Origin of the sequence: Persicobacter diffluens (assembly GCF_036244895.1) — a bacterium.
GTDB classification, from domain to species: Bacteria; Bacteroidota; Bacteroidia; order Cytophagales; family Cyclobacteriaceae; genus Persicobacter; species Persicobacter diffluens.
Genome location: NZ_BQKE01000006.1, coordinates 206,057 through 231,283 on the forward strand (window position 1 = coordinate 206,057; position 25,227 = coordinate 231,283).

General features: G+C 38.3%; 16 protein-coding genes and 2 pseudogenes. 8 read left to right on the plus strand and 10 right to left on the minus strand.

What is annotated here, in order from left to right; all coding sequences use genetic code 11:
- The first annotated feature begins 398 nt into the window (after positions 1 to 398).
- From AAA970_RS25675 to AAA970_RS25685, 3 genes are all read left to right on the plus strand, one after another.
- A complete protein-coding gene (locus AAA970_RS25675) occupies positions 399 to 5,282 on the plus strand; it encodes a hybrid sensor histidine kinase/response regulator transcription factor (RefSeq protein ID WP_338239783.1) in 4,884 nt (1,627 codons plus the stop codon).
- Between the two features lie 497 nt (positions 5,283 to 5,779).
- On the plus strand, positions 5,780 to 6,613 hold the full coding sequence (locus tag AAA970_RS25680) for an SDR family oxidoreductase (RefSeq protein ID WP_338239784.1): 834 nt from the start codon (positions 5,780 to 5,782) through the stop codon (positions 6,611 to 6,613).
- A gap of 265 nt (positions 6,614 to 6,878) precedes the next feature.
- Positions 6,879 to 7,961: a hypothetical protein gene (locus tag AAA970_RS25685; RefSeq protein ID WP_338239785.1), complete on the plus strand. Its 1,083-nt coding sequence runs from the start codon at positions 6,879 to 6,881 to the stop codon at positions 7,959 to 7,961.
- Between the two features lie 530 nt (positions 7,962 to 8,491).
- Here AAA970_RS25685 and AAA970_RS25690 read toward each other — a convergent pair.
- The 7 genes and pseudogenes from AAA970_RS25690 to AAA970_RS25720 all read right to left on the minus strand — a co-directional run bounded on the left by AAA970_RS25690 (position 8,492) and on the right by AAA970_RS25720 (position 13,193).
- Positions 8,492 to 9,439 (minus strand): HipA domain-containing protein, encoded by a 948-nt coding sequence (locus tag AAA970_RS25690; RefSeq protein WP_338239786.1) that lies wholly within the window; start codon positions 9,437 to 9,439, stop codon positions 8,492 to 8,494.
- On the minus strand, positions 9,432 to 9,752 hold the full coding sequence (locus tag AAA970_RS25695) for a HipA N-terminal domain-containing protein (protein WP_060690243.1): 321 nt from the start codon (positions 9,750 to 9,752) through the stop codon (positions 9,432 to 9,434). The genes AAA970_RS25690 and AAA970_RS25695 overlap by 8 nt, the downstream gene beginning before the upstream one ends.
- Positions 9,745 to 9,954 carry a helix-turn-helix transcriptional regulator gene (locus AAA970_RS25700; RefSeq protein WP_338239788.1) on the minus strand — a complete coding sequence of 70 codons (210 nt, stop codon included), beginning with the start codon at positions 9,952 to 9,954 and terminating at the stop codon, positions 9,745 to 9,747. Before AAA970_RS25700 ends, AAA970_RS25695 begins: the two co-directional genes overlap by 8 nt.
- Before the next feature lie 715 nt (positions 9,955 to 10,669).
- Positions 10,670 to 11,401, minus strand: a pseudogene (locus AAA970_RS25705) (ISAon1 family transposase).
- Positions 11,325 to 12,422 carry an ISAs1 family transposase gene (locus AAA970_RS25710; RefSeq protein ID WP_338239789.1) on the minus strand — a complete coding sequence of 366 codons (1,098 nt, stop codon included), beginning with the start codon at positions 12,420 to 12,422 and terminating at the stop codon, positions 11,325 to 11,327. The pseudogene AAA970_RS25705 and the gene AAA970_RS25710 overlap by 77 nt, the downstream one beginning before the upstream one ends.
- A gap of 51 nt (positions 12,423 to 12,473) precedes the next feature.
- The gene (locus AAA970_RS25715) at positions 12,474 to 12,623 is read right to left on the minus strand and encodes a hypothetical protein (RefSeq protein ID WP_338239791.1); all 150 of its coding nucleotides are present in this window, start codon (positions 12,621 to 12,623) and stop codon (positions 12,474 to 12,476) included.
- Between the two features lie 210 nt (positions 12,624 to 12,833).
- Positions 12,834 to 13,193 carry an ISAon1 family transposase N-terminal region protein gene (locus tag AAA970_RS25720; RefSeq protein WP_338239792.1) on the minus strand — a complete coding sequence of 120 codons (360 nt, stop codon included), beginning with the start codon at positions 13,191 to 13,193 and terminating at the stop codon, positions 12,834 to 12,836.
- A 1,232-nt stretch (positions 13,194 to 14,425) separates the two neighbouring features.
- Between AAA970_RS25720 and AAA970_RS25725 the strand changes: the two genes are divergently transcribed.
- The 4 genes and pseudogenes from AAA970_RS25725 to AAA970_RS27885 all read left to right on the plus strand — a co-directional run.
- On the plus strand, positions 14,426 to 14,695 hold the full coding sequence (locus tag AAA970_RS25725; protein WP_338239793.1) for a transposase: 270 nt from the start codon (positions 14,426 to 14,428) through the stop codon (positions 14,693 to 14,695).
- 45 nt (positions 14,696 to 14,740) lie between these two features.
- Positions 14,741 to 14,863 (plus strand): hypothetical protein, encoded by a 123-nt coding sequence (locus tag AAA970_RS25730; protein ID WP_338239794.1) that lies wholly within the window; start codon positions 14,741 to 14,743, stop codon positions 14,861 to 14,863.
- A 285-nt stretch (positions 14,864 to 15,148) separates the two neighbouring features.
- Positions 15,149 to 15,412 (plus strand): hypothetical protein, encoded by a 264-nt coding sequence (locus AAA970_RS25735; RefSeq protein WP_338239795.1) that lies wholly within the window; start codon positions 15,149 to 15,151, stop codon positions 15,410 to 15,412.
- A gap of 24 nt (positions 15,413 to 15,436) precedes the next feature.
- Positions 15,437 to 15,625 (plus strand): annotated as a pseudogene (locus AAA970_RS27885) (transposase); the annotation flags it as partial.
- A 205-nt stretch (positions 15,626 to 15,830) separates the two neighbouring features.
- On the opposite strand, the gene AAA970_RS25740 reads toward AAA970_RS27885, so the two are convergent.
- The 3 genes from AAA970_RS25740 to AAA970_RS25750 form a co-directional block, all read right to left on the minus strand.
- Positions 15,831 to 16,463 (minus strand): tetratricopeptide repeat protein, encoded by a 633-nt coding sequence (locus AAA970_RS25740; RefSeq protein WP_338239796.1) that lies wholly within the window; start codon positions 16,461 to 16,463, stop codon positions 15,831 to 15,833.
- A gap of 2,585 nt (positions 16,464 to 19,048) precedes the next feature.
- The gene (locus AAA970_RS25745; RefSeq protein ID WP_338239797.1) at positions 19,049 to 20,011 is read right to left on the minus strand and encodes a ParB N-terminal domain-containing protein; all 963 of its coding nucleotides are present in this window, start codon (positions 20,009 to 20,011) and stop codon (positions 19,049 to 19,051) included.
- On the minus strand, positions 20,004 to 21,071 hold the full coding sequence (locus tag AAA970_RS25750) for an AAA family ATPase (protein ID WP_060690168.1): 1,068 nt from the start codon (positions 21,069 to 21,071) through the stop codon (positions 20,004 to 20,006). The genes AAA970_RS25745 and AAA970_RS25750 overlap by 8 nt, the downstream gene beginning before the upstream one ends.
- 2,532 nt (positions 21,072 to 23,603) lie before the next feature.
- Between AAA970_RS25750 and AAA970_RS25755 the strand changes: the two genes are divergently transcribed.
- Positions 23,604 to 25,076, plus strand: coding sequence for a RepB family plasmid replication initiator protein (locus AAA970_RS25755; RefSeq protein ID WP_060690166.1), 1,473 nt, complete (start codon positions 23,604 to 23,606; stop codon positions 25,074 to 25,076).
- The last annotated feature ends 151 nt before the right edge of the window (positions 25,077 to 25,227 follow it).

A 25,227-nucleotide genomic window follows, 5' to 3' on the forward strand; every position in this document is an offset into this window, starting at 1 on the left:
CTTGCGGGGCGGAAAGGAAAGAGTATAAAAATTTATTTTATGTAGGTGAATACCCATCATCCCTTTAAACTAAAGGAAGGATTATTCAACCATTTAGGAAGCCAGCAGAAGGTATGGATCTCCAAAAAAAGGAGAAAAATCACCAATACGACGACAAAAGAGTAAATATATTCTTTGGAATGTTTACTTTAAGTATGTCATCCGAGCTACTAAGATGGAATAAACGGGAAACATTGCTCCATAAAACAAGAGGACTGCATAAAAATTGAAGCGGAATGCCGCTCTATTTCAATCAGGGCCTCGTTTTAGCGATTTGTCTCCTATTTCCAGAATTAGATTGAATTTGGATGAATAACAATGTATATTTTTTATCCTTTCGACTTTTTAATCTCAGTACAATGAAACACCTTTTTTCCTGTTTCCTGCTGTTAATAGTAGTGACTTCGACCAGAATCACCCTCGCTGAAAATATAAATTTTGAAACATTTACCCGAAAAGAGGGGCTTTCGCATTCTCTTATTACCAATACCACTCAGGATAAAACCGGCTATATGTGGTTTGGCACGCAAGATGGTCTGCTTCGCTACGATGGCTATCATTTCAAAGTTTTTAAGCCTAATAAAGAAGACCCTAAAAGTATTCAAAGTTCGTGGATTTCCGAATTATTAGTGGACTCCCGTAATCAACTCTGGATTCGATTTAAGAATGGGGGGATCAGCGTATATGATCCCAACACGGAAGATTTTTACAACTTTGTGCATACTGCCGGAGATTCTTCTACCATTTCCCATGTGTTATCCTCCTATCAAATTCACACCGATCAGCGCAGCATGCAGGAAACTCCTGACGGGCACCTATGGGTGTGCACTATGAATGGCCTAAATCGCATCAATATTGAAAGCAAAGAGGTTAAACGCTATTATAAAGAAACCCACGGACTAAATGGGAACATCATCACAGCGCTATTTCTGGAAGGGGAAAACCTCCTCTGGATAGGCACCAATGCCGGCCTCAACCTTTTGGACCTCAAAACCGAGACTTTCCGCTCTCTGGGTGGGCCATTAACCAACAAACAAATTGTAATTTTAACCAAGGATGCGATGGGCACCTATTGGGCAGGGACTAAATCCAATGGCCTCTACCGCTTTGAGTTAAAAGAAGACTATACCTTTTCCTCGGTAAAGGGTATTTTGACTGGAAGTGACCAAATAGAACACATTCGAAATCAGGGCGTCCTGAGTTTATTGGTGGCGGGTAATTTTGATCTTTACCTGGGAATGCATCAAGGATTTTTTCGATTAGATCAACAAGGCAATGTGGTAGAGAATATCACAAAAAATTATCCAATGCCCACGATAGGACGGCTAATTCAGGATGACCAGGGTAATATTTGGGCGGGTGGATTAGAAGATCACATAGGCTTATTTAAATACCACCCTGCCACCGGTGAGTTAATAGAGTACAATGAAAGTCAATTGACCTCCAATGGGTATTCTTTCAACAAAATCACCTCCATTCACCAAAGTGAGGACCAAGTGCTTTGGATAGGCACCAGTAAAGGAGGCTTGATGAAATGTAACCTCAATAGGAAACCTTTCGAACATTTTGGACCTACCCACTTTCCCAAATCGGACCATATGATCCATTCCATTTGCCGAAAAGGCAACAAAATTTATGTGGGTACACAATTGTCTTTTTATATTTTCGACCAGCATTTTAATCTACTTAAACATTATAAACGAGGCGACGGCCCCAATGCCATCCCCTCCAGCGTAGTGGGCGTAATGGGAAAACCTACCGCCCAGGATAAATTATGGGTAGGCTTTTTCGAAGGAAAGGTGTCTGAATTTGACTTAAAAACCGAGACTTTTAAACATTACCATCAGCATTTGCCTGAGGACAGTACAGAGTTCCACTCCTGGTCTCCTCGTTCCATCCTCACAGTCACCAATGGGGATACCTATTTTGCCTCCATCACCGGCGGCATCAAGGTAAAAAAGAGGGGAGAATCGTTTTTTCGTAACCTTTCCGACCTGGTAAAAAATCCGGAAATGCTTAAATCTTCCAATTATGCCCTAATGGAATCTAAGGAAGGCCATATCTGGATAGGATCCGTGAAAGAAGGTATTTATATTTATAATCCTACCACAGCAACCATTAACGCCTTTCATGCAAATCAGGCCTTATCAAGCCTGGAGATTAAGGAAATATATCAGGCGCGGAATGGGGAGATCTGGATCGCCACTCGTTATGGATTGAACCGCTTTAACCCTATAAACAAAGCCCTGCAAACCTATTTGGTGAAGGATGGTTTGCCTTCCAATATTTTACACGGTATACTGGAAGATGATGCCGGAAATATATGGGTGAGCACCAATTATGGTATCAGCCGATTGGAGGTGACCACCGATAAATTCACTAATTATTTACAGCAGGATGGCCTTCTCTCCAATGAATTTAACGAACGCGCTTTTTTTAAAGATGAGCAGGGGATTTTCTATTTCGGAGATCGTAAAGGTATCGTGAAATTTCACCCTGAAGAAATGGCCATTGATCCCTCCAGACCTCAGGTGATCCTTTCCAGCTTGGAAATTGGCGGGGATAAAAATACTACCGAAGCTCCTAAATTCCGGGAGCAATTATTGCTTCAGCTCAAAACACAACATGAAATCAATTTGGCCTACAGGACCAATAGTTTCTCCGCAACGCTTTCTACGCTGGACTTCCGTACTCCAAAAAAGATAAAATACAAATATCGCCTTAGTGGGCTGGAAAAAACGTGGAATTATACCGCCTTCGGTGAGAACGAGATCAACTACCCTTTCCTCTCGCCGGGACAGTATACTTTAGAAATCATGGCCGCCAATACTGATGGCGTATGGTCCAATAAGCTTTCTAAAACCAAGATACAAATCGCTCCGCCCTGGTATCAATCCGCCTGGTTCAAAAGCTTACTCTTTTTACTCGCTCTGGGAGCTTTAAGTACCTTTGTGATTATTTACATTCACTTGATCAATAAAAGTAAAAAAATTCTAGCCAAAACCGTAGAGGAACGAACCGCCGAACTGAAAGCCGTTAATGTGGAACTGCGTTCTGTTAATGAGGAGCTGCAGGCGCAACAAGAAGTAGTGGTCAATCAGAATAAGGAACTACAAAACCGACAGCATGAATTAAGTCAACAAAAGCTGAATATTGAATTAATGGCGGAAATGGGACGGAAAATCACCTCCAATGTAGAGCTTAATCGCGTATTCGGGGAAATTTATTCGAATATTTCCGAACTGGTGGACATCGATGAAATGATGATTGGTCAGGTCAATGAAAAAACCGGCCAGCTCGCCTTATGGGGAATCCATGGCAATGTGCAGGAGATGATCAAGGATCAAATTGATCTAAGGTCTGAAAGCCGCCTATCTGCTTATGTGGTGCGTCATAATCAGGCCATTATCAGTCATGATCTGCGGGTGGATACCGAGAAGTTCTTAAAGTTTCCGGATCGCAAATACCAGGACAAAACCTCCTCAGGGGTATATCTTCCCCTGAATTTCCGGGGAAAAAAAACATTGGGTGTACTGGTGGCCATCTCCTATAAACTCAATGCCTTTACGCAAACGGATTTAAGTTTACTCTCTAACCTGGCCTCTTATGCCTCCATCGCTATCACCAATGCCAGTGCCTATGAAAAATTATATGATCAATCCGAAAAACTTAAAAACCTAGACAAAATCAAATCGGATTTTTATACGAATGTTTCCCATGAATTCAGAACTCCATTAACTTTAATTCAGGGGCCGGTAAAAGAACTCCTGAAATCTACTACCATAACTTTAGCGGATAAAAAATTGATCCAGATTGTAGGCAGAAACTCAAAACTGCTGCTCAATTTAGTAGAGCAAATAATGGAGCTTTCTCGTATTGATGGAGGAGCCATTAAATTTAAAGAAGCCCCCCATCACCTGGGCAAGCACTTCGAAACGATATACGATGCATTTAAACATTTGGCCCTACAAAAAAATATTGAAATTATTTTTCAATCTGAACTCGACCATGTCATTGCACAATATGATTTAGATGTATTAAATAAAATTATTTATAATTTATTAAATAACAGTATTAAATACACCAAAGATGGAGGCCTAATCCTGTTTAATGCCCAATTGAAAGCCGAGGGGCTGGAAGTAAGAATATCAGACAACGGAGCGGGTATTCCAGAAGAAAAAATCGACCAAATTTTTAACCGCTATTATCGCCTTTCAGAGCATGCAGACGCTACCACCGGTTCCGGAATCGGGCTGTCTATTGTCAAGCAATTAATTGATAAGTTAGGAGGAAATATTTCGGTAGAAAGTAAATATAAGGACCAATTTGAGGATCACGGCACCACTTTTACTATTAACATTCCCTTAACCATCATTAAAAAAGATCCCGCGGAAGACTCCCCGAAAACCTATGCTATTAACAGTCAATCCTCGCAAAATGAGATCCTCAAAATCGCCGATAAGATCATCAAGCCCAAGATCATGATCGTGGAAGATAATGCTGATTTACGCTACTTGTTATACCAACAACTAGAGCAACTATACAATATAATGGAAGCAAGCAATGGACAGGAGGCTTTAGCACTGATAGAAAAGGAACAACCCCACCTTATATTATCAGATATCATGATGCCGGAGATGGATGGCCTGACGATGTGTAGAAAAATAAAATCCAATGATAAAATTTGCCATATTCCAATCATATTGATCACTGCCAAAGATGCGGAAAGGGATAAACTTGAAGGGCTGGAAGCAGGCGCCTCTGATTACATCACCAAGCCTTTTGTGGCAGAGGAGCTTTTTCTGAAAGTAAAAAACTGGTTGCAGCAGCGCAATAGCATGATCGAGCATTCCAGCAACAGCATTTGGGGCGAAGGTATTCATAAATTGAATGACGACAACCCACAGGATCAGGAATTTATCAATAAAATCAAAAATCTAATTGAAGATAATATTGAAAATTCAGCCATGGATATTGAATTCTTTTGTGAAAACCTTGGCGTCAGCCGCTCGTGGCTATACAGCAAAATGAAATCACTCCTGGGTGTTTCGATGAATGAATTTGTCAGACAGTGCCGCCTGAATTTAGCCGCCAAAATGTTGGTCAGACAAAAATTATCAACCGCACAGGTCGCCTACTCGGTAGGATTCAATGACCCTAAATATTTCGCACGATGTTTCAAGAAAGAGTTTGGCATTGGCCCCAAACAATACCTGGCCTCAAAACTGGAGGTACAGGCCTAGGTTAAGCCAAATTATTCTTTCTTAAATCCTCTTTTTGCTGTTAGGCGGGAAAATGACGGAATAGCTTCCTATTTCGAGTTTATTCCAACGAAACAAATGAAAGAGGAGAAAGCAAGCTTGCTCTACAATGGGCTATCATTAAATCAGCAAACCAATCTTATTAAGTTGAAAAGAAGCAATTTTATAAAGGTTTCTAAATTTATCGGTGAATAATTCGGGATAAGAAAGTAAAATCAAAAAGCCACTATACATAATTGTACGGTGGCTTTCTTTCTATTATAGTGTGTTTAAAAGCCAAAGTTCGCAGCGAAAATTTGAATTCAGGGCCGGCTGGTGCATTTTTAAACATGCTCTAGACTCAAAATATCTTAGACACTGACCAAACTCAATTTTTAATTTTGCCAATGCCAATTGGTATAGGAAGCCTTAACAAAAAAGCAGATTTGTCCGACAAAAAGACCTATCCATAACCCTTTTTTAGGCCGTCGATTTGAACATTGATCAAAAAAGAAAATCTCATGAATCAACTGTTTACTATTGACAATAAAACCGCTGTTATTTCTGGCGGTGCAGGCGTTTTGGGTTTGGAAATTGCTGGCTATTTACTCAAAGAAGGGGTAAAAGTTTTTATTCTTGATTACAATGAAACGCTACTTACCAAGGCGGTCAGCAAACTGGAAGCTTACGGTGATGTGCATGGTTTTTTATGTAACGTCTTGGAGGAAGATGACTTGCTCAGCACCAAGAGTGCCATCATGGAACAGGTCGATCAAATTGATATTTTAATCAATGCTGCAGGTGGCAACAGAAAAGGCGCCAACATTTCACCTGACTCGAATATCTTCAAGATGGATCGTCAGGACTTTAAAATGGTGAATGACCTAAACTTTTTGGGGACTGTTTACCCTACCCTTGTTTTCGGCGAGGCGATGGCCAATAATGGGAAAGGATCGATCATCAATTTCTCCTCCATGGCAACGGTTCAATCGATCAGCCGAGTAATGGGCTATAGCGCTGCCAAAGCGGCTGTTGATAATTTCACCAAGTGGATGGCTCAAGAGCTCGCAAGCAAGTTTGGCGATCAGATTCGGGTTAATGCCATTGCTCCCGGTTTTTTTGTTACCCATCAAAATCGGGCAATTTTAATTAATGAAGACGGCAGCCTGACGAAGCGATCGGAATTGGTCATGCAAAAAACACCGATGAACCGCTTCGGCAAGCCCGAAGAACTTTGCGGCGCCATTCATTTCCTTTGTGCAGAAGCGTCTTCGTTTATCACGGGCACCATCATTCCTATCGACGGTGGTTTTTCATCATTTTCAGGGGTATAAATGAAAACATCCAATATCATTACCTCAGCAGGTTGCTCTTATTTTTCAGAGAAAATTAGGTATAAAAGCTTGCCGCACATCCTATATGTGCACCACTATCAAAAGATAGTATTCAATTAGAACATTCAATTGATTGTAGTCAATCCCGCGCTCAGCAACCATATGATCAGCTTTGATCCTTAAGGGCCAATTGTTCATTCTCACATGAAGAACAATTACGGTTTTATGACTCCTAAGCAATGTAGTAGGAATTTTATCTATAAATATGAATACGAATAAGAACATTTATTTTTTACAGCTGTTGCTGTTCATCCTCTTAATGATTTCCTGCTCGGAGCCAGCACAGGTTAATCAAAGACAAAATCTTTACTGGCCCGGAGATTTTGAAAACGCTATCTATGGCGGGAACTTTAGTCGGGCTGTGAATGTTACGGTCGATAATTCCAATAATTACACTAAAGGAGGCAACAAAGCCTGGCACTTGATTCAGGATAAATACCAACACCTTGAAATTCTGACCACTGAGTTGGGCGAATGGAAGATAAGTTTTATGGCCAAATCCGAAAATGACCTCAAGGTTATCATTAAACCCGTCTTCAGAGACGAACAAAATAAACAGGCAACCCATGAACATGAAATTGACATTCTTGGAGATAACAAGTGGCACCCTTATGAACTCTCTTTTAAGGTAGAAAACCCCTATCCTGGACCAATGACAGGAGAACTGTTGGTGGCTTGCTACAACGACAGCCAAGGAGAGGCCTGGATTGATAATCTCGCTTTAGAACCGATGACTGGTCAGCTCGAAGCTTCTTTCAAAACACCTCAACCTGCTCTGCTGACCGACCTATTACAGAACAACAGTTTTGAGGAAGGCACTGCCCATTGGGAATCTACGGATGAACATGTGGCTTTTAAGCCTTCCTCCATAAGAGAAATTACCCTCAATGGGAAAAAAAGTCCGGCGGTCGTGCTTGCAGTGCAACCACAAAAAGGAGCAACAAAATCTATTGGGCAAAAGATTGACGCTTCATCACTTGCCGGAAAAAGTATCCGTGTTTCGGCTGAAGTGAGCTTTCTTACCCTGAATGGAAAGGGATTCTCCTGGCATGGATTTTTGCTCGATGTGCACGAAGGGGACCATAAGGATGGAAAAATAATTCCCTGTGATCCAAGTCCCAATTGGCTACCGATGGGGCTTGCTGCTCCCGTAGGAGAGTCCAAGCGATCCTATGGGGTGTATCAAATTCCTGCAGGCACCAAATTTTTGTATATCGAACTGAAGACATTGCCGAAGATGGCTGACAATCTGGTAGCGATCAATAATGTTTCCATCGAGGTGCTGTAGTGTATCGCCCTGAAATATTTTTGAACAAATGTCCGTTTTTCTTTAGCATTAATGGATTTTTTTCTTTTTGTACTTTAGTCATAATGCTTGAAATCAATGAATTACATTATTGGTGTCAAGTAATTTTAGGACGCTACACACCTTCACAAGAAGAACAATTATGTAAAATAAAATATTAGCGAAATCAATATAAACCCATTCACCACAAACCCTCTTTCTAAAATAAAAGCGTGTTCAAAAGCCAAAATTCGGAGCGAGAATTTGAACATTGCAGAAGCGATACCCTTTGATTTTGAAAGAATAGCAGCCCTATTGTTGAAAAATCATCCTAAATCGTTTCCAGTAGTTCAATTTTGCAGCCGGATGGTGTGCTTTTAATCACGCTCTTAATATCAATGCTTTTTCCATTAGCAGCCTTGATAACCTTATATCCTATTTCCTCATTCAATGTCAATTGGGTCGTGTCAAAAGATTGGAAATAAACAAATCTCTATAAAACAATTTGCTGTTATCATTTCATAAGTGCCTACTTATGTAAGCCCCAACCTTTTAAACCGTTCTTGCATTATTTCCAGATACTGCCCTTTCTTTTCCTCGTCCAAAAAGCTTTCTGCGACGAATTCTTCGGCTTTTGTTGCTAGTTTGGAAAACCGCTTAAAGGTATTCACTATTTGCTTTTCCTTGAGGCCAATTTTCAATCCAAACATTTCAAAATCGGATTTTTTCAACTTTCGTTTTTTACCATTGAGCATCAAGGCCATCTCTTCCAAATCCTGAGGCATGGCTAATTTTGTATTCACCAAATCATAAGCAGGAGCCAGTAATTGCATTTCCTTATTCGAATATAGGAGTGAGAAATTTTTACGATGCATATCCGCATTTCCAGTCAGAAAACAGAAAACCGTCAATTCAAAAAAGGACAACAGATCATAACCGGAGCGACTGGAAAATGCCTGAATCACCTGAGCCAATTGTTCTATGGAGCCCTTATATTTGTCTTCGGTTAAGCGTTCGCTCAACTGACAAAAATCCTCCATATGAATCATTCCGCCGGTCGTTCTGTCGACTCTTTTACAAATATAAGCCAGTTCACCGGACTTCATCCGAATCAGACCATGGGGCACCGTGGGGATTTTAAATAAACGGGCAAGATGCATGGTCAAATCTTCATTTTCCGGTAATTGAGGATAAGTTTCAAATGGAGGTTTCAAAATATAATTCCCCCATAATCCCACGATGGTGAAACGATCCTTAGCTTCTATATCTTCACTTGAAGTAATGGCCAGGGACAATTTTGGCTGGACCCCCGTGATGGTAATATGTTCATTTACCACCTGTTGAGCCAAGTCGTCTAATTCCTCAATGGTAAAATCTAATTCCGGCACTTCTTTTTGCTGGTAAAAAGTTTTTACACATCTTGGATGATAATCGACCTCCCCAACCTTCAAGGGCTTATAGCATAGTAAACAATTACTCATATGGCATTACACTTACGGCTCCAATACAATCCTGACAACAATGTAGTAAGAGGCCCATTCGGTCTCTTCCGTTGAGCTTCCAGTTGCGCTCGGCAAAACTCAATAGCCATCCTTCCGGAATTAAACCATCAAAAAAGGGGAATAATATATTGGATATAAATGGCTTTTCCTGAAGAGGTAATGTTTTGCTAATCGCCCCAAAATGAGGTGATTCAAGGTATTCTTTTCGATATAAAAAAGCATACCCCTCCTCTACTTCTTCTAAAAGACCAACTTCCTTTCCGTGATATAATATTTTCGCTTTTCTATTCATGGTTTTCTAACTTTTTGGGCACGGGCGCTAATTGATGATCAAATAAGGCAAGTACTTCGTTGACCTTATCCATGCGTAAAGTCTTTTTCCCCTGTTCTAATTCACGGACAAAGCGGAGGCCCACTCCTGCTTTCAGAGCCAACTCTTCCTGCGTAATGCCGTATTCCTTTCGCATCGATTTCACAAAGCTTATTAAATCCATAACTATACCCGATCAGGTGTATATATCTCCTAAAACATTAATTTAATCCCTTGCGGGTATAAAACAAAAGAAAAGCCATGAAATATACCCTAAAAGGTATAATCCATGACTTAAGCCGAATTATTCACCGCTAAATTCATCAACTAAGTGCAAGCGCTTAATTTCAGCCCATAATAATTTGTTTTCATATTTATATTGGCCCAAATTTGGCTATGCTTAAAGCTGGTTTAAATCGCATATTCCATTAATCTTATCCACTCTAACTTTCCTTTTCATAATATTATACAAATCAATAGTTTAGTATATGATGTAGACTTATTTTAGCTTATTTCAAAAAAAAATTTAATTGCTTATATGTAAACTAGTTAGAAATAGTCCTCTTTAGAATGAACTAGATTAGGGCAAAAAAAAAAACAACATTTGCTGAAGGGGCTCACGAAAAATAGATCTTTGGATAGAATTTGGAGTAAAGTTAGTAATATCTCTGGTTTGGAGCGAAAAAACAGAGCCTAACTCCTTTAGGTTAAAGTATCATATCTTATTTTTAATGGACTCCTAAGTGGTACCCATCCAACTGGAGATTACTTCATTGAATGCGTCCTCTAACACAAGAACTAAAACATTTGATTTAGAACCTACATACTGCATTTCCTGCAATCAGAACATCTCATTCTAATAGAGAAATTGGCTCAGTCCGAATTTAGGGGGCCAGGACCTACCCAAACACTTTCGTAATTCTGGAAATCATATAAGGTAAATCAGAAACACCCCTTAAATCTTTCCTGAAATTCTTCAATTTTGCATTAAAGGATTCCGACGCAGCATTAGAGCTCCGGAACTTGAAATAGTTCACGATCTTTTCAGAGCTTTCATAAAAAGTGGCCTTCAATGATTCAAAGGATTTGAAGGATTTGAAGCCACTCTTATCGGCTTTCTCATACCATTGGGCCAGTTTTGTTCTGGCGACTCCAGGTGTTATTTTCAGTTCAAATATAGCCCTTAATCCCATACTCAAGTTGTATGCCTTTTTTATGTCAGGATATTAGGAGAACAAAATTTTAGTCCTCTCTTTTTGGGTGGCAGTCCACTTGCTGCAGGGTTTGAATAATAAGTGTCGCGCTCGGGTAAGTAGTTGTTTTCTTGTATCACCATTGGAGTAGAGCTCTGCTTTGTGTTTTTCCCCACTTTCACGCGCTTCTTTTATCGCCTCAGCCTCTTGTTCAATAGCCTCCCAGCGATGAATTATTCGGATCTTTTGCACTGCCTCTGAGGCTAATTGCTGAATGTGAAATCGATCCAATGTGGTGTCTGCATTTGCAAAACACTTTTGAATAATCAGATTCATGCTTGGTGATAATAGGGCAAACGCATCAGGAGATGATGGATATAAGGTAGTTATGATCCATTGAAGCCTTGTATCTCCTCTTTTTCTTACTGAGTTTATCATCCATTCTAGAAATTCTCTGCAGTGCGATTTTTCGGAGGATATTTAAGTTTTCAGCGGAATGATCCTTTCTGGCTCTACAAGCATCCTCATTAAATGTCACATCCAAATGCCAGTGCAGTTGATTCTCTATGCTCCAATGTCCTCTTGCCAATAAATTGTAGTATTTTGGATCTGAAATTTCTTCAGAACTCATGTAGAATCTAACCTGCTTACTTTCCTTCCCTTTAACATTTCGATTACTCTCAATCTTAACAATAGTTTTTAGCCCTTCCCAACCAGTTAATTGCTCCTCTTCCGGCAAAGATGCCATTGAAATTATAGTGCATTTACGTTCTTCTTTTCTTCCATGCCCATCTTCAATCATTAAGTCAAATTTGCTAGGATTGTGGAAGCGGAATGCATCTTCAACAATCTGATAACTGTTCCTCTGGTTTTTTTTAAGCGAAAGAAAGTATTGAGCATCACAATCTTGTGTTATTTTTTGAGCAATCTCCCTTTGACACCCTATCGCATCAATACTCACCGTAGCGCCGGCCAATTCTATGCTATCAAGTAATTCAGGAATGGCTGTAATTTCGTTGCTTTTATTTTTAACCTTTTGTTGGCCTATGCAAATATTATTTTCACCAACCCAAGCACTTAATATGTATAAACCTTTATTCCCTTTTTGATTTGGAGAAACTCCCCTTAATTTTTTCCCATCTAAAATCACCTGCTTTTCATTTACAACGTCCAGTAATTGTTGCCCATCTTCTTTGAGACTATTCAGCAATGAGTCTGGTCGTAATCTTTGTAGAACTCGATTAAAGGTATCATGAGATGGGATACCATTCGATAAATCAAGGCACTCGGCTAGCCATTCATAATTTTGCTCTCCGAAAATTACCATATCTTCAAAATCTTCGCCATTACAAATCATTGTTGCTAAGGCGATAAAAAGGATATTTTCTAATGGATGAAGACATCTCCACTCTTGGCGAGGGTCTTCTACTCCTGAAAAAATAGTCGTGGGTGTATTCATAGGGCAAAAATAAACCAATTTCTCAATAGTTTTTAACTTGATGCGTTTGCCCTATGGTGATAAGTCCGAAGTAACCTCTTTTACCCCGTCTCGCAATGCTTTAGGAATCTGTCGGACGGCCTGAATAATATCTTCCGATTTAGTGCCTTTGATGATGGCCACAATACTGCCTTTTCGCCCTCTAGCCGATTTATTAAGCAATATGGTAAAAGTTCCCCATTACTTAGACAGACCTCATCTATCCCCATGTAGGCGGAAATATTTTTAGCAAAAATAACGCCCTCCTCGGCCTCTTTCTTATCCTCTTTATCCCAAGTGCGATATTCACTTAAATGCTTTTTATAGGTATGATTGAAATTCTTAGAGGATACACCATGATGAAGCTCAAGGCTCGAAAAAGTAATCGGGTGGTTATCGACCAAGTTCTTTTAAAAAAGCCGCGAATTCCGCGGTTAATCTACTGCCCTTGGCAATCATATCCCAATTCCGACTAACCTTCTTATCACTCCCTTTTTCGGACCAACGGCGGCGGCGAATACTAAGCTGTACTTTTCTACCCCGAATAGGAAAGTCCTGCAATTTCCGAGCGGCATAAAACCCTCTATCCTGAAGATCCAGCCCTTCATATTCTTTAGGAATTATCGCTTTTTCATCCAAATGAATGATGATGATGCCACCTTCTTCACTAAGGTTAACAATATCGAAAAACTCCAAAATACCCTCGGGTAAAAATATACTAAATACTGACTTATTAATCTCCATTTCACTCATGCCGCAATTTGCACATTTTTACCGAAATGCCCCAAATTTCGGAGTGATACGAATTAGGGCTGTCTGCTTGCTCCGGATGAATCTTCAGAATTTGAAGCCGGTGGGAGTGTCAGCTTAGGCCGGCATATCCGTCGTTTACCAGTGAGGTGGTAAAAAATGAAGGAATAGTTCCCTATTTCATGTTTTAGCCAACGAAGCAGATAAATGAGGACTTAATTATAATTCGGATTAAGGACGTATGGATATACCAAAAAGTTAGAATTAAAACTAGCAACCTGAATCCACTAAGAAAATTTTGAAAAAACGACTTTGAAAATAATACTGTGTCATCATTAGTTATGTATCCAAAGAAATGTAAAAGACACCACTACATTATGTTAAATATGTCTCTAGAATTAACAATTTACCGGACATATTCTCAAAACCCGACAATCAATAACTGACTTATAATCAATAAATTAATTCGTAGACGAAAATTTGGCTATTTCATCACTTCCTCCCCTCCTATTCAGCACTTCATTAACTGTAAAATTTCCCATATTTTTCATTATTAAAAATCACACAAAATTGGCCTATCACTTATGAGAATTTTTGGCCCAATTCCCCCACCATTTTTTCAGTATTATCAATTGATTAGCCCCTCTCCTACCTGAACCTGTAACCTCCAACCAAATGGGTACCACCCTTCCAACCGAAAAGGATCCCAAAAAAGTAAAACTAATGGGCCAAAAGCCCATGGTTGTTTTCAATAAATTATGCCTGTTGTGTAAGATTCATTGTCTCACTTAATCGATAAGACGCTCCATCCATATTGATCAAACGAGCTTTGTGAGTCAACCAGTCGGCTAGTGATACTACTTGCACAGGGTCAAGGAATATTTAATACCATTTTTTAAAGTCTAGATTGGTGATGATAATTATTGATTCCTTTTGGACAGTTGATCAACAAGCCAAGACTATTTCTTTACATCAATAAAGCAAGAAATACAAATAAGCGGAATCCAATAAAACATAAATTCATTTGACAAAGGAATTAGGAGTGTCAATATCACCGGAATATCCAATCTGACAAGAATACGAATTAAGCCCATCTTTTCCACCTAGGAGTCTGTCAGATTTAACTAACTCCTAAAAAAGTTGTAAATCAAAGCATGATAAAGTTTCGGGGAGGAGATAGAAAACAATACAATTTGATGCCTCATGATGTCAATGAATGATTACCTGAAAATCATTTGGCAAGATTTGTCGTCGAAATAATAGATCAGCTCAATCTTTCATCTGCCTATGCCAGCAATAAAGGCTATGGAAAAGATCCATACGACCCAAGGCTATTGCTTGGGTTAATCTTCTATAGCTATTGTACAGGCATTTTTAGTTCTCGCAAAATTGAAGCAGCCACTAACGACACAGTCGCTTTTCGGTTTATCGCTGGTAATCTTCACCCTGATCACGACACGATTGCAAATTTCAGAAAGACCCATCTTGATAAAATTGAAGATTAGTTTGTTGAGATTTTGATGATTGGCTCCCAAATGGGTTTGGTCAGGATGGGAAATGTATTTGTTGATGGCACTAAGATTCAGGCAAATGCTTCAAAACACAAAGCAATGAGGTATAAACGTGCTTTAGAGCTTGAAAAAAAACTAAAAGCGGAAATAGCAACGCTATAAAAGGCCGTTGAGCTGGACGAAGAAGAGGTATCGGTCAATATTCCGGAGGAGATAGCGCGACGTAAAGAGCGGTTAAAGAAAATTCAGGAAGTCAAAGCCACCACAGAATCCAGAAGAAAAGAAGCATATGATGACGAACTTAAGGATTCCGAAGAGAAGGTAAAGAAGAGAGAAGAAAAAGCTCGTAAAACCGGCCAAAAGCCAAGACGAGGGTCTCCCGGAAAGCCTTCAGAAACTCCGCAGGATAAAGACCAGGTCAATTTTACAGATAAGGAGTCTCGCATAATGAAATCCAAAAATGGTTTTGAACAATGCTATAATGGACAGGCGGTTGCTAATGAGGACATGATAATTGTGGGGCAATATTGTAATAATCACGCCAATGATAAAAGGGAGTTTTTACCAGCCATTGATAGTGTACCAGAAGCATTGAAGAAAGGAATAAAGGTAGTTGCCGCTGATTGGGGATATTATTCAGATGATAATATTAAAGGTTGTCCGGAAGGGATAAAGCCCATAGTACCAAAGTCAAAGGCGGAAACACAATAAGAACTTGAAGAAAGATTAAACAACCGAACAACAACAGAGGAGGAGATTTATCGGAAACGAAAGTACAAAATTGAACCAATATTTGGCATCATTAAAGAAGCTCTTGGGTTCAGGAGATTTTCATTTAGGGGAGAAAAGAAGGTAAGCCATGAATGGGGATTGGTGTGTTTATGCTATAATATAAGACGGTTACTTAAGCTAAAACTAACCTGAAAAGGCAATTAAATAACCTAAATGAACTGTAATATTCATCAATAGAGATGGATTTCGAAATATAAGAAGTGAGGTATCGATTTTTAAGGCAAATTTTGCCCCGAAATAGAAAAACCGCAGATATTCAAATTTTTGTGGTTACAGTGGGGTGAAAATGTGGGGTAATCCGATAGGCTCCTAGATGTAAGGTATTGAAAAGTAATCGTTAATTTAATAATCTACGAAGTTCGATCTTCGCTACTTGATGAGTTGAGTCCGTATCCAATATCTCTCTATACAGAAATATAGCTTTATCTTTCATATCCCTTGCTTCATATTCTTTTGCTAATAAATATTTAGAAAAATTATCTCCTTTTTTTGCACCAATCTTATAATAGTTTAATGCCTCAGTTTCTTCTCCTAATAAGCTGCTCAAACGACCTATTTTAGCATATGCATTGATTTCATTAGGGTCTAGTTCAATTAAATGTATAAGACTATCCCTTTCTGATATCCAGTTTTTTTCCTTTTCAGCATATAACCTCTTAGACTCTTTAGAAGGAAAAAATAGTTCCCCATTCCACGGATATTGAACTCCCCGCCAAATAGTTACTGATAAAATAAGCCACATAATAGGAAGGGTGAATATGATATTAATGATTATTATATTTTTAGCCTTTTTCCTATTTATGATCAAGGTGATCAAATAAGAAAAAAAAATAATCAAAATTATTGGGATAAAAATAATATCTCCTAATCCCAGTCCAACTGTGATGTTACCCGCTAGAAAATTATAGGAAAGAAATACAACGATCGCTAAAAGAACGTAGGAATAAAATCTGTTAATCTTATGTTTCATAGTCAATATTCTTTACCCTATATTTTTTCGGGTAGTAAATGCTTTAAAAATTATAAGATTGTTAATCTGTTATTGAGTGTAAACTCAAACCAAATGGATACCACCCTTCCAATCGAAAAGGGTACCATTAAAAGTAAAATAAATAGGCCAAAAGCCCATAGTTGCTTTTAATAAATTATTTCAGTTTTTCAAGATTCGTTGTCTCTCTTAATCAATAAGACTCCAAACCCATATTGAACGAATGAGCTTTCCGAGTCAACCGATCAATCAGAACTGCTTAGAACAGGCTTTAGGAATACTTCATACCACTTTCAAAGTCTAGATTGATGGTAGTTGATTCCCTTACGGAGATTGAGCACCAAGCCAATACGATTTTTTTACATTGAAAATTCAAGCAATACAGATAGGCCAAATCAAATGAAACATAGATTCCTTCCTCCAAAGTATTTGGAGATGTCAACTGACTCCAGCAAAATCTTCAGCCTTGGAAGCTGACCCGAATACGAATCTAGACAATCTTTTCCACCCAGTCCAACCTAGCCTAAAAGGCTGCTTGGAACATTGTATACCTTCATTCAAAAGCTTTTTATGACGTCCTGAAAAGGCAATAACCCATCTATTACAATAGACACACCGCATCAAATCTGCTCTATTAACAGCCTTTTTAGTAAGCGGTATTACGACTAATCAAAAAGTTAATCACATAAAGAGTAGTGAATTAAAAAATTTGATCTACTGATAAAACCTATGTTCCTTTGCCAAGAATGTTGATTACAGGGTAAATCTCCAAGCTTAAAGTCTTCCACTTCAACTTTTGGCCTTGATCAATTGGCGAAAAGCCATTGGTGTTGCTACCGAAAGGGAAGGCATCACAGCGTTATTTCCACCAGCTCTATTTAGATTTCAGCATTAATCAAATAACGCCTTGATGGATTCCGGTAGCAGTTTCAAGGGCTCGCCTGAATTGATCTCAGCCTTGATTTTTTGCTTCGTTTTTTATCAAGAAAAAATGAAAAGGAGAGACAGAAAGTTAAAGCTAAAAGCAGCAAGTCTTACCTGAATAATGATTGATCAGCCATAGAAATGATAGGAATTTGTGCTGGAAGGTTTTTCACTATCAAAATCATTGGGGCTTCCCAAACCCCTTAATTGGGACAAAGCACCTCCCGGTTCTACCAATTCCGATATTCATAACTCTAGACAATTGATCAGCGACTCAAGACCATTCCTTTACATTTATAATGCAAGAAATACCGGTAAGCGGAATCCAATGAAACATAAATTCATTTCACAAAGGAATTAGGGGAAGCAACATACTACAGCAAAAATTGTAGCGCTTGATGAAGGCTGTTGTCTAAAGAGGTCTAGACCTCATCACTAGGTCTTAATTCCCGCAAAAGGAATCTTCATTTGGTAGAAAAGTAACTACCCACACCACTTATCTGGATTTTGGAAGAAAACATAACAAATCACTAATTACAGCATGGGTTGAACACTTAATCCGAATTATTCAGTCCTAAGTTTAGAGCCTGTATAAATGCATAACATCCGGCTTCGAATTCGAATTATTGGAAGCAATTTCGGATAATTTCTTTACAATAGCGCTGCTTTTCTCTCAAAATAATCGGGGATAACTTCTACAAGAATCAAATTTTCAATGCAAATTTTGGCTTTTAAACGCACTTCTAGTAGTGTATTTTAAATGTTCTATTGTCAAAACAATAAGGTAGTGTTCGCTAATATAATAATAACCTAAATTTGGGCAAGTTAGCTTTCTCCTCATTCATCGGATTCGTTAGAAAAAAATGAAATAAGAAAAATCCCTTCATTTTCCCGCCTTGTAGCTAAACGAAGATTTAAGAATGAATAAACCATCTCAACTCAAAAGTTCCTTTATTCAAAATTAAAAAGGGGAGAGGAATAAAGGTTAGGAATTTTACAGAGAAGCCCATTCAAATTTCAATTAAGGGCTTTAACCTAATTTCTGACTGTATATAGAAACTATTTCCTTGGAGGCAAAATTCCTCCTGGGTTTGTAATAATAATAGCAATTTAATCATGAATGTATCCCGACTTATTCCGAAGGAAATTTTTTGAAGGTTTAATCCGCAGAAACAAAAGGGTAGGTCTTGGGAAGATTTATTATTAAAATTAGTAGAAAAAAATCCTAATGGAGGTATTTGAAAGAAAATGAACATAGTTTATGGAGTAATTCTGGCACAAGAAAAAACCCACCACAAAAAGTTTGATCACGACTAAAGGCCGATTACAAATGCTTAAATACGCGCTGAGCTGCAAGGCGTGAACCACCAAGGGGCAGTGCACTTTTTCAACTTTTATCTAAGGAAGTAAATGAATAAGGTGAAATTCAGCACCGAAATTAAGGCAATTTAAAGCCCAAAAATACATCGAGCTCCTGTTGGAAATTAGCTTGCAAGATGGTTTTATTGCACAGGGTAGTACCTGATTGATGTTAAAAACGATCGTTAATAAATGCCCTGCGCCTCTAAAAAAAAAAATCTCCTGAAGGATTCTATCAAGAAAACCTCAGGAGACTTTTCAAAATTCAGTAGGGAAGTGGCTTCCTACAAAGCCTTGATATATTCTTCCAACAATTCCTTTTGCGCTTGCAGCTTATCTTTAAAAGCAGCTTTTTCTTCCGCAGCTAATTGTTCATATTCCGCCCGGAACTTATTGGATTGAAACTGCTTATTCCAACTATCAAAAGATTTACCTAGTTTCTCAAATTTGGAGAAATTGGCGGAAGGTTTTTGAGCAACTGTCGCCTTGGGTTCCTTGGGGAAAACAGGAATGGTGTCAAAAGAATCCAGCCATTCCAGTAAATTCACTTCACCTTCCTTAAGCTCCTCCGACAGAGCCGTTAGGTCTGACTTTCTCAATTTTGAAAGCAACACATATTCACGCTCAGGTTCTTCGGGTAACTCTGGATGAATCAGAAAATTATACCAATCATTTTTCTCTTTTCCGATGTATTCTAATGCGATGAAAATAGCACGATCATTATGCAAGGTTTTCCGGCTAACAGCAAACTGCTGCGTCAATTTTTCTATGGCATTGCCACTGCCACTTTCCACCTCCTGAGCATATTTACGACCTCTCAGAAAGGATGCCATCAATGGAGTAATATTTCTTCTCCCCAACTGATTGGTCAGCATCCACTCCAATACATCCTCTCGACTGTCCAGATTTTCAATTTCAAATACAGGAACGGTTTCCAACTTCAATTCCTGCGCCACTCTGTAACGATGATGGCCATCGATCACAAATTTATCACCATCCACATTCCATACTTTTATGGGATCGTAAATCCCATGAGCCTGCACAGACGTTTTCAGGGTATCAAATTCATTATCGGATAGGGGGGCAATGAAATTCTTCAATTCAGGCAAAACCTGTAAGGTCGCTGGATTTACGAATAAATTTTTCTGAACCAACTTTGAATCAAAAACACCAGAGACCACGCTTTTGGACTGAGGAGCACCGGTGTTTTCATTTCTATTTTTTCGAATCAAAGGTTTCTTAGCCATAATTCAATACTGTTTTCATTTCTGTGAAAAAATCCATGAAATCCTGATAAGCATCCAAACAGGTTTTCGCTTCATTCTTCAAATTCTCTTTACCTTCATTAATCCGATAACCAAAACTTACCGGATCATAATTATTTCTAATCGCCTTCTTCACCCCTGATAGATCTCGAATATAACTTTCAAATGTAAAAATCCCGTAATCATCCAATAATGCTACCGTATCCTGAATACTGTCTTTATCCTCTTTTTTAGCAATCTGGACTTTATTAAAAAACGCTCCCTCTATCCGCAACTTTGGATTATCTGATTGAATGGACTGCAAATAGGGGATGGACTTATTCAATCCACTTAAAGCATATTTACCTGCATCCAATGGTAAAAAGACATGCTCAGAACCCAATAGTGGAGCATAAGAAAATATGGTTCCCAAATCCGGACGCATGTCCAAAATGATTAAATCGTATTGTCTATTAACCGACTCAATCAAATTTTTAAAGCAGTACAATTTTTGAACTGGCGACAAATTCGCATTATCATCCGCCAAATGAACCAAGTCTCCCCAGTTTGGTAAAATATGATAGCCTTCCAATTCATCAATAGGCTGCACTACCGCGTCTTCAAATAGGGAAGGGTCCACCAGGGTGTCCATCAACCCTAAGGTATCCTCTCCGAAATCTTCTTTATTCAAACCATAGGTGGTCATGGCATTATTCTGATAATCGGCATCGATCAATAATACCTTTTTTCCCATATAAGCAAAAGCACTGGCCATAGAAACAGCGGTAGTGGTTTTTCCAACACCTCCCTTTTGATTCCAAAAAGTAATCACCTTAGCGGGGGGATTGATTAAATCCAACAATTTCTCTTCTGTGATGCCGTAGTTTTCCTGAAAAAAAGGAAGTAGCTTCTGATAGATTGCTGGAGAGATATCTGACTCCTCATTCAAAATTCGGTGCATCGTCATTCGACTCACACCTGTTTCCGCTTCAATAGCTGAAATATTCAGGATCTTTTTCTTGCTGATAATCCACTTTAATAAAGCATTGGATAATTTTTCCATGAGGTTGAAGATTAATAGTGATGTGTAAATTTTACACATGATGTTACTTAACTGTAACAAAGTAACATGATAAAAATGAGAATAACAAAGTTGCGTTACAATTTAGTAACTATAACCAAAAAATAATGATAGAATTCAGTGAAATAGGGGAAAGGCGGTCACTATATCTCAATAAGATAATAAAATTTATTGTAAAATTTAAAATATTATTGCTTTTACCAGGCCCTTTTAAAAAACCAGCATAAACCCTCGGTGCCCCCTCAACTTCCATTATCTGATTAAGCACTTCATAAATAATAAGTGACTTTGGATAGAATTAAAAACAATAGCAATGCCAGGCACACAGGTATTCCGGTTAGCCGATTATAGTAATTAAATTTTCAGGAGGACAAATGCCCTAAAACACCTTTTTACGTTACTTCCCTACAAAAAACACTATTTATTGATGCCCCAAAAAAGCTGAACGTATCTTTAGTTCAATGATAACATTAGTTCTATCAAGCACCAAAATAACTGCATCGACCCAGTATATTGACAGGATTTGCAAATAAGAGCCGGACTTGAACAGCTTTTTCAACGTTACTTTTCTACAAGACCAACAATTTTTTAGGTAACGGAAAATAGCTTATAAAATCCCTGAGACATCGCATGTGCCCATAATAATTCCGAAAACGAACTATCGTTCCAAAAACTCAACTATAAGTTATTGAGCATGTTTACAAGTATCCGGCTGCAATTTCAAATTATTGGAAACGATTTTAGGTAATTTCTCAACAATAGCGATGCTATTCCCTCAAAATAACCGGCTATCGCTTCTGAAATAATCAAATTTTAGTTTTAGCTGTGAATTTTGGCTTTAAACACGTACTCACTCAAAGTATTTTATTACGTTACTTTACTACAAGCACCATATTTTTCAAAGCAGTAGCAAAGTAACGCATTAAATCAAACCGCTATTAATGCCCGCCTAGCACAAATGGAAAAAAAGGAATAATGCGCTCTTCCAAAATTTTTCCAAATAAGCAGATGAATAAGGAGAATGCCAGCTTACACAAAGCTGACCTATTGAATCAAAATAAACCTGAAATAAAGCAGTTTAGTAAGATCAATTTATCAGGTAAGGGCCTAATTCGATAAAAATTAACAAGTCAAAAGCATAAGAAACTATTTAAGACTTTTATTACGTTGTAATACTACTACAAAACATCCTTTTGAACGTTTTGAAAGTCCGAAATAATTATAACCACCAAAGGGCGTGTTGAAAAGCACACCATCCGGCTGCAAATTCAAATTATTGGAAGCGATTTGGATAATTTCCAAAATCGCGCTGCTATTCTCGCAAAACAATCGGATATCGCTTCTGAATAATCAAATTTTCGCTGCGAAATTAGACTTTTCATCACGCTCAAAAGCGTAAATGGTTTCTTGCCAGATTATTCATGCTTAAACTTTCTTTTAGCTGCATAGTGGAAAAAGGAGGGAATCCTTTGCTGTAATAAGGTTATTCCAGAGCAGAAGGAGTAGGGGGGAAGCAAACGTAACCAAATTTGGGCCATTAGTAAAACAGTGAAATCAATACCAACGAACTGAAATATAGCTCCTTATCGTAATTATAAACTTTGCCGTGAGCTTATTCGGCTTAATTAAGCCGAAATAATTCCTAAGAGGAAAATCGAAATTAGAAAACAGTTATGTTTACCGAATATTTATCAAGATAATGGCACTCTTCAATATCCTAAAACTCCTCACCTCCCGCTAGTCAAACAATTGACAGCATATTTCGAAACAGTAGCAAAATAACGTAAACATGCATTCTATCACTGCTTACTTGCCTTAATACGTTACAATCCTACGGGGCAAAAACGATAAAACACATTAATTTAAAGATTTTATTCATTATGCGGATAGTTTCCTGGCATTTTTTACGTTACTTCTCTACAACCAATAAAAGTGGAAGTAGCTTATTTACTAAAAATGCCCGATTTTTAGTCCTTTTGACGTTACAAAACACCATATTAGGAGGTTGGATAAACTTTGAATGCATAGTAACTGCCCATTATTACGTTACAATACTACATTTAGTAATTTTATTTTGGACGAAAAAGCCTAGTTTTTACGTTACTTAACTACAATCATGGGCCAATTTTCAAATAGAATCCTGCAAAAATAAAAATATTGATTAAAATCTCTATTTACGTTACACAACAACTATCAAAATAAAAAATTACAACAACCTGTAGCCTTTTAACAAGTAGTTATTATTTATATAGTTATTTGTTGTACGCTATTAAGTAATTCTTTTACAGCATATTAAGTTGATGTTGTGGTAGTGAAGTAACGTATTAGAGGTAGTATTGTAACGCGAATTAGGTAGTAAAATAACGTTTAATATGTAAACAAATAACGCCCGGATTGTAGTGAAATAACGTAATTTTGTAGGAAAGTAACGCATTTTGTAGTGTTATAACGTTTTGAAAAATCTTCCTTTCTTTTATATTTGTAGAGTTGTAACGTAATCCTGCAATAATTTTTATGGATATAGAAAATTCGGTTTTAAACTTTCGCGTTCAGAAAAGTAATAAGCTTATCAACAGTAAGCAAGAGGGGCTCACGGCGACTCAAAATAAAATTCTTTTGATTGCAGCGAACAGGTATGTGATGGCGCAAAATGGAGAGCTAGACTTACCTACAGACGAAAGAGGCCGACAATATGTACCACTCTTTCCGAGAGATTTTTTTGGTGGCGAAAAAGTAAACGGTCGGGCGTTGCAGCAGATTAAAGAACAATTGGGCGATTTAACAGGTATCAGTGTCTTTCTTCGCATTCAAACCGAGGAAATGGAAGAAGAGCGTAGGATTCCAATAGCTTCTGCCGTTCGTGGATACCGAGATCGAAAGACCAAGAAGACTGTTGAGGGTAAGGAAATGCAGGTGAGTTTATCTCCTGAAATTGTGGAGATGTTTATAAAGCAGTGGGATAAAGGAAATTTCACCCAATACTTGTATGAAAAGGTGCGTGATTTTAGGGTTGGAAGTGCTTTTAAATTGTATGAGGTTTTATTGCAGCACTTAACCAAAAATCGCTTGCAGCATGGGCAGGTGAAGTTTTCAGTGGAAATGCTGGGGGAAATGCTGGCCAGAGGCTCTTATAGAAATAAGAAAAATGGTAATCTGATCTATAGCGAGTTTAAGCGAAATGTGTTGGCCAAATCTATCAACGATATTAATTCGAACGACCGTTGTGATTTGGAGGTCACCAGTTTGGAAGAAAAACGCCTCGGTAGAAAGGTGCAGGATGTCTTTTTTCATGTTCGCTATAAGCAGGGCAGGCATTTTAAGGCGGATAGCGCCATGAAGGATCCGGAAGTCGGAGAGCTTTCGGTAGTAACGGATCAGTTGGTAGAAAAGTGGGTGCGTGCGCTGGTGGCTCGTTTTAAGCGTATTGGCCGAAGCAATTGGCATCAATTAGTGCTTCAGTTAAAGAATGAATATGATAATGATCGTATTGAGAAAAATATTGATTATTTATTATGCCAACAACAAAGGATTAAAAATCCTCAAGGCTATTTAAGAACTGCTATTAAGGAAAATTACGCAGAATCCGTACCACAGACAGAATTATTCGCCGTGGCACCAAAAGCTACAAAAGCGCCGGTTTATGAGGCGCCTAAACCTAATTTGGAAAAGCGGGAGTGGGAAGTACATAAGGAAAGAATTGCGGAGGAGTTTAATCAATATTGGAAGGATTTGTGTTTTCAGTATTATAATCAGTTAGGAGAGGATTGTTTGGATGATTACCTGGAGTATTTGCAGAATGAAGCTCCTGCACTGGAGCGAAAAAGTTTGTCTTCCTGGGAGATGCAAACGCCTTCTGAGGAAGCGATCCGTTTTTTTGGCCGATATTTAATAAAGAACTTTGGAACGCCGCAGGAAAGGCTTTATCAGGTAAAAGGCCTGAAGGCTTATGCCAAAAAAGTCTATCAGTTTGATGTGGACGCTTTTTAGGGAGCAAGAAAAATTTTGGCTACTGTAAGCGCTTATAGTATATGTTTTTAGTCGCCTTTATTCGTTCCTCAAAAAAGAAGTCCAACAGTTATTTCACTTGATTCTCTTCCTCCATTGGAGGTCCCCGACACATAAATGAAATATGATAAAA

Coding starts and splice junctions, on each gene's coding strand:
- AAA970_RS25675 (WP_338239783.1), top strand. CDS start 399: ATGAAACACCTTTTTTCCTGTTTCCTGCTGTTAATAGTAGTGACTTCG.
- AAA970_RS25685 (WP_338239785.1), top strand. CDS start 6,879: ATGAATACGAATAAGAACATTTATTTTTTACAGCTGTTGCTGTTCATC.
- AAA970_RS25690 (WP_338239786.1), bottom strand. CDS start 9,439: ATGAGTAATTGTTTACTATGCTATAAGCCCTTGAAGGTTGGGGAGGTC.
- AAA970_RS25695 (WP_060690243.1), bottom strand. CDS start 9,752: ATGAATAGAAAAGCGAAAATATTATATCACGGAAAGGAAGTTGGTCTT.
- AAA970_RS25700 (WP_338239788.1), bottom strand. CDS start 9,954: ATGGATTTAATAAGCTTTGTGAAATCGATGCGAAAGGAATACGGCATT.
- AAA970_RS25710 (WP_338239789.1), bottom strand. CDS start 12,422: ATGAATACACCCACGACTATTTTTTCAGGAGTAGAAGACCCTCGCCAA.
- AAA970_RS25720 (WP_338239792.1), bottom strand. CDS start 13,193: ATGAGTGAAATGGAGATTAATAAGTCAGTATTTAGTATATTTTTACCC.
- AAA970_RS25730 (WP_338239794.1), top strand. CDS start 14,741: ATGGGAAATGTATTTGTTGATGGCACTAAGATTCAGGCAAATGCTTCA.
- AAA970_RS25735 (WP_338239795.1), top strand. CDS start 15,149: ATGAAATCCAAAAATGGTTTTGAACAATGCTATAATGGACAGGCGGTT.
- AAA970_RS25740 (WP_338239796.1), bottom strand. CDS start 16,463: ATGAAACATAAGATTAACAGATTTTATTCCTACGTTCTTTTAGCGATC.
- AAA970_RS25745 (WP_338239797.1), bottom strand. CDS start 20,011: ATGGCTAAGAAACCTTTGATTCGAAAAAATAGAAATGAAAACACCGGT.
- AAA970_RS25750 (WP_060690168.1), bottom strand. CDS start 21,071: ATGGAAAAATTATCCAATGCTTTATTAAAGTGGATTATCAGCAAGAAA.
- AAA970_RS25755 (WP_060690166.1), top strand. CDS start 23,604: ATGGATATAGAAAATTCGGTTTTAAACTTTCGCGTTCAGAAAAGTAAT.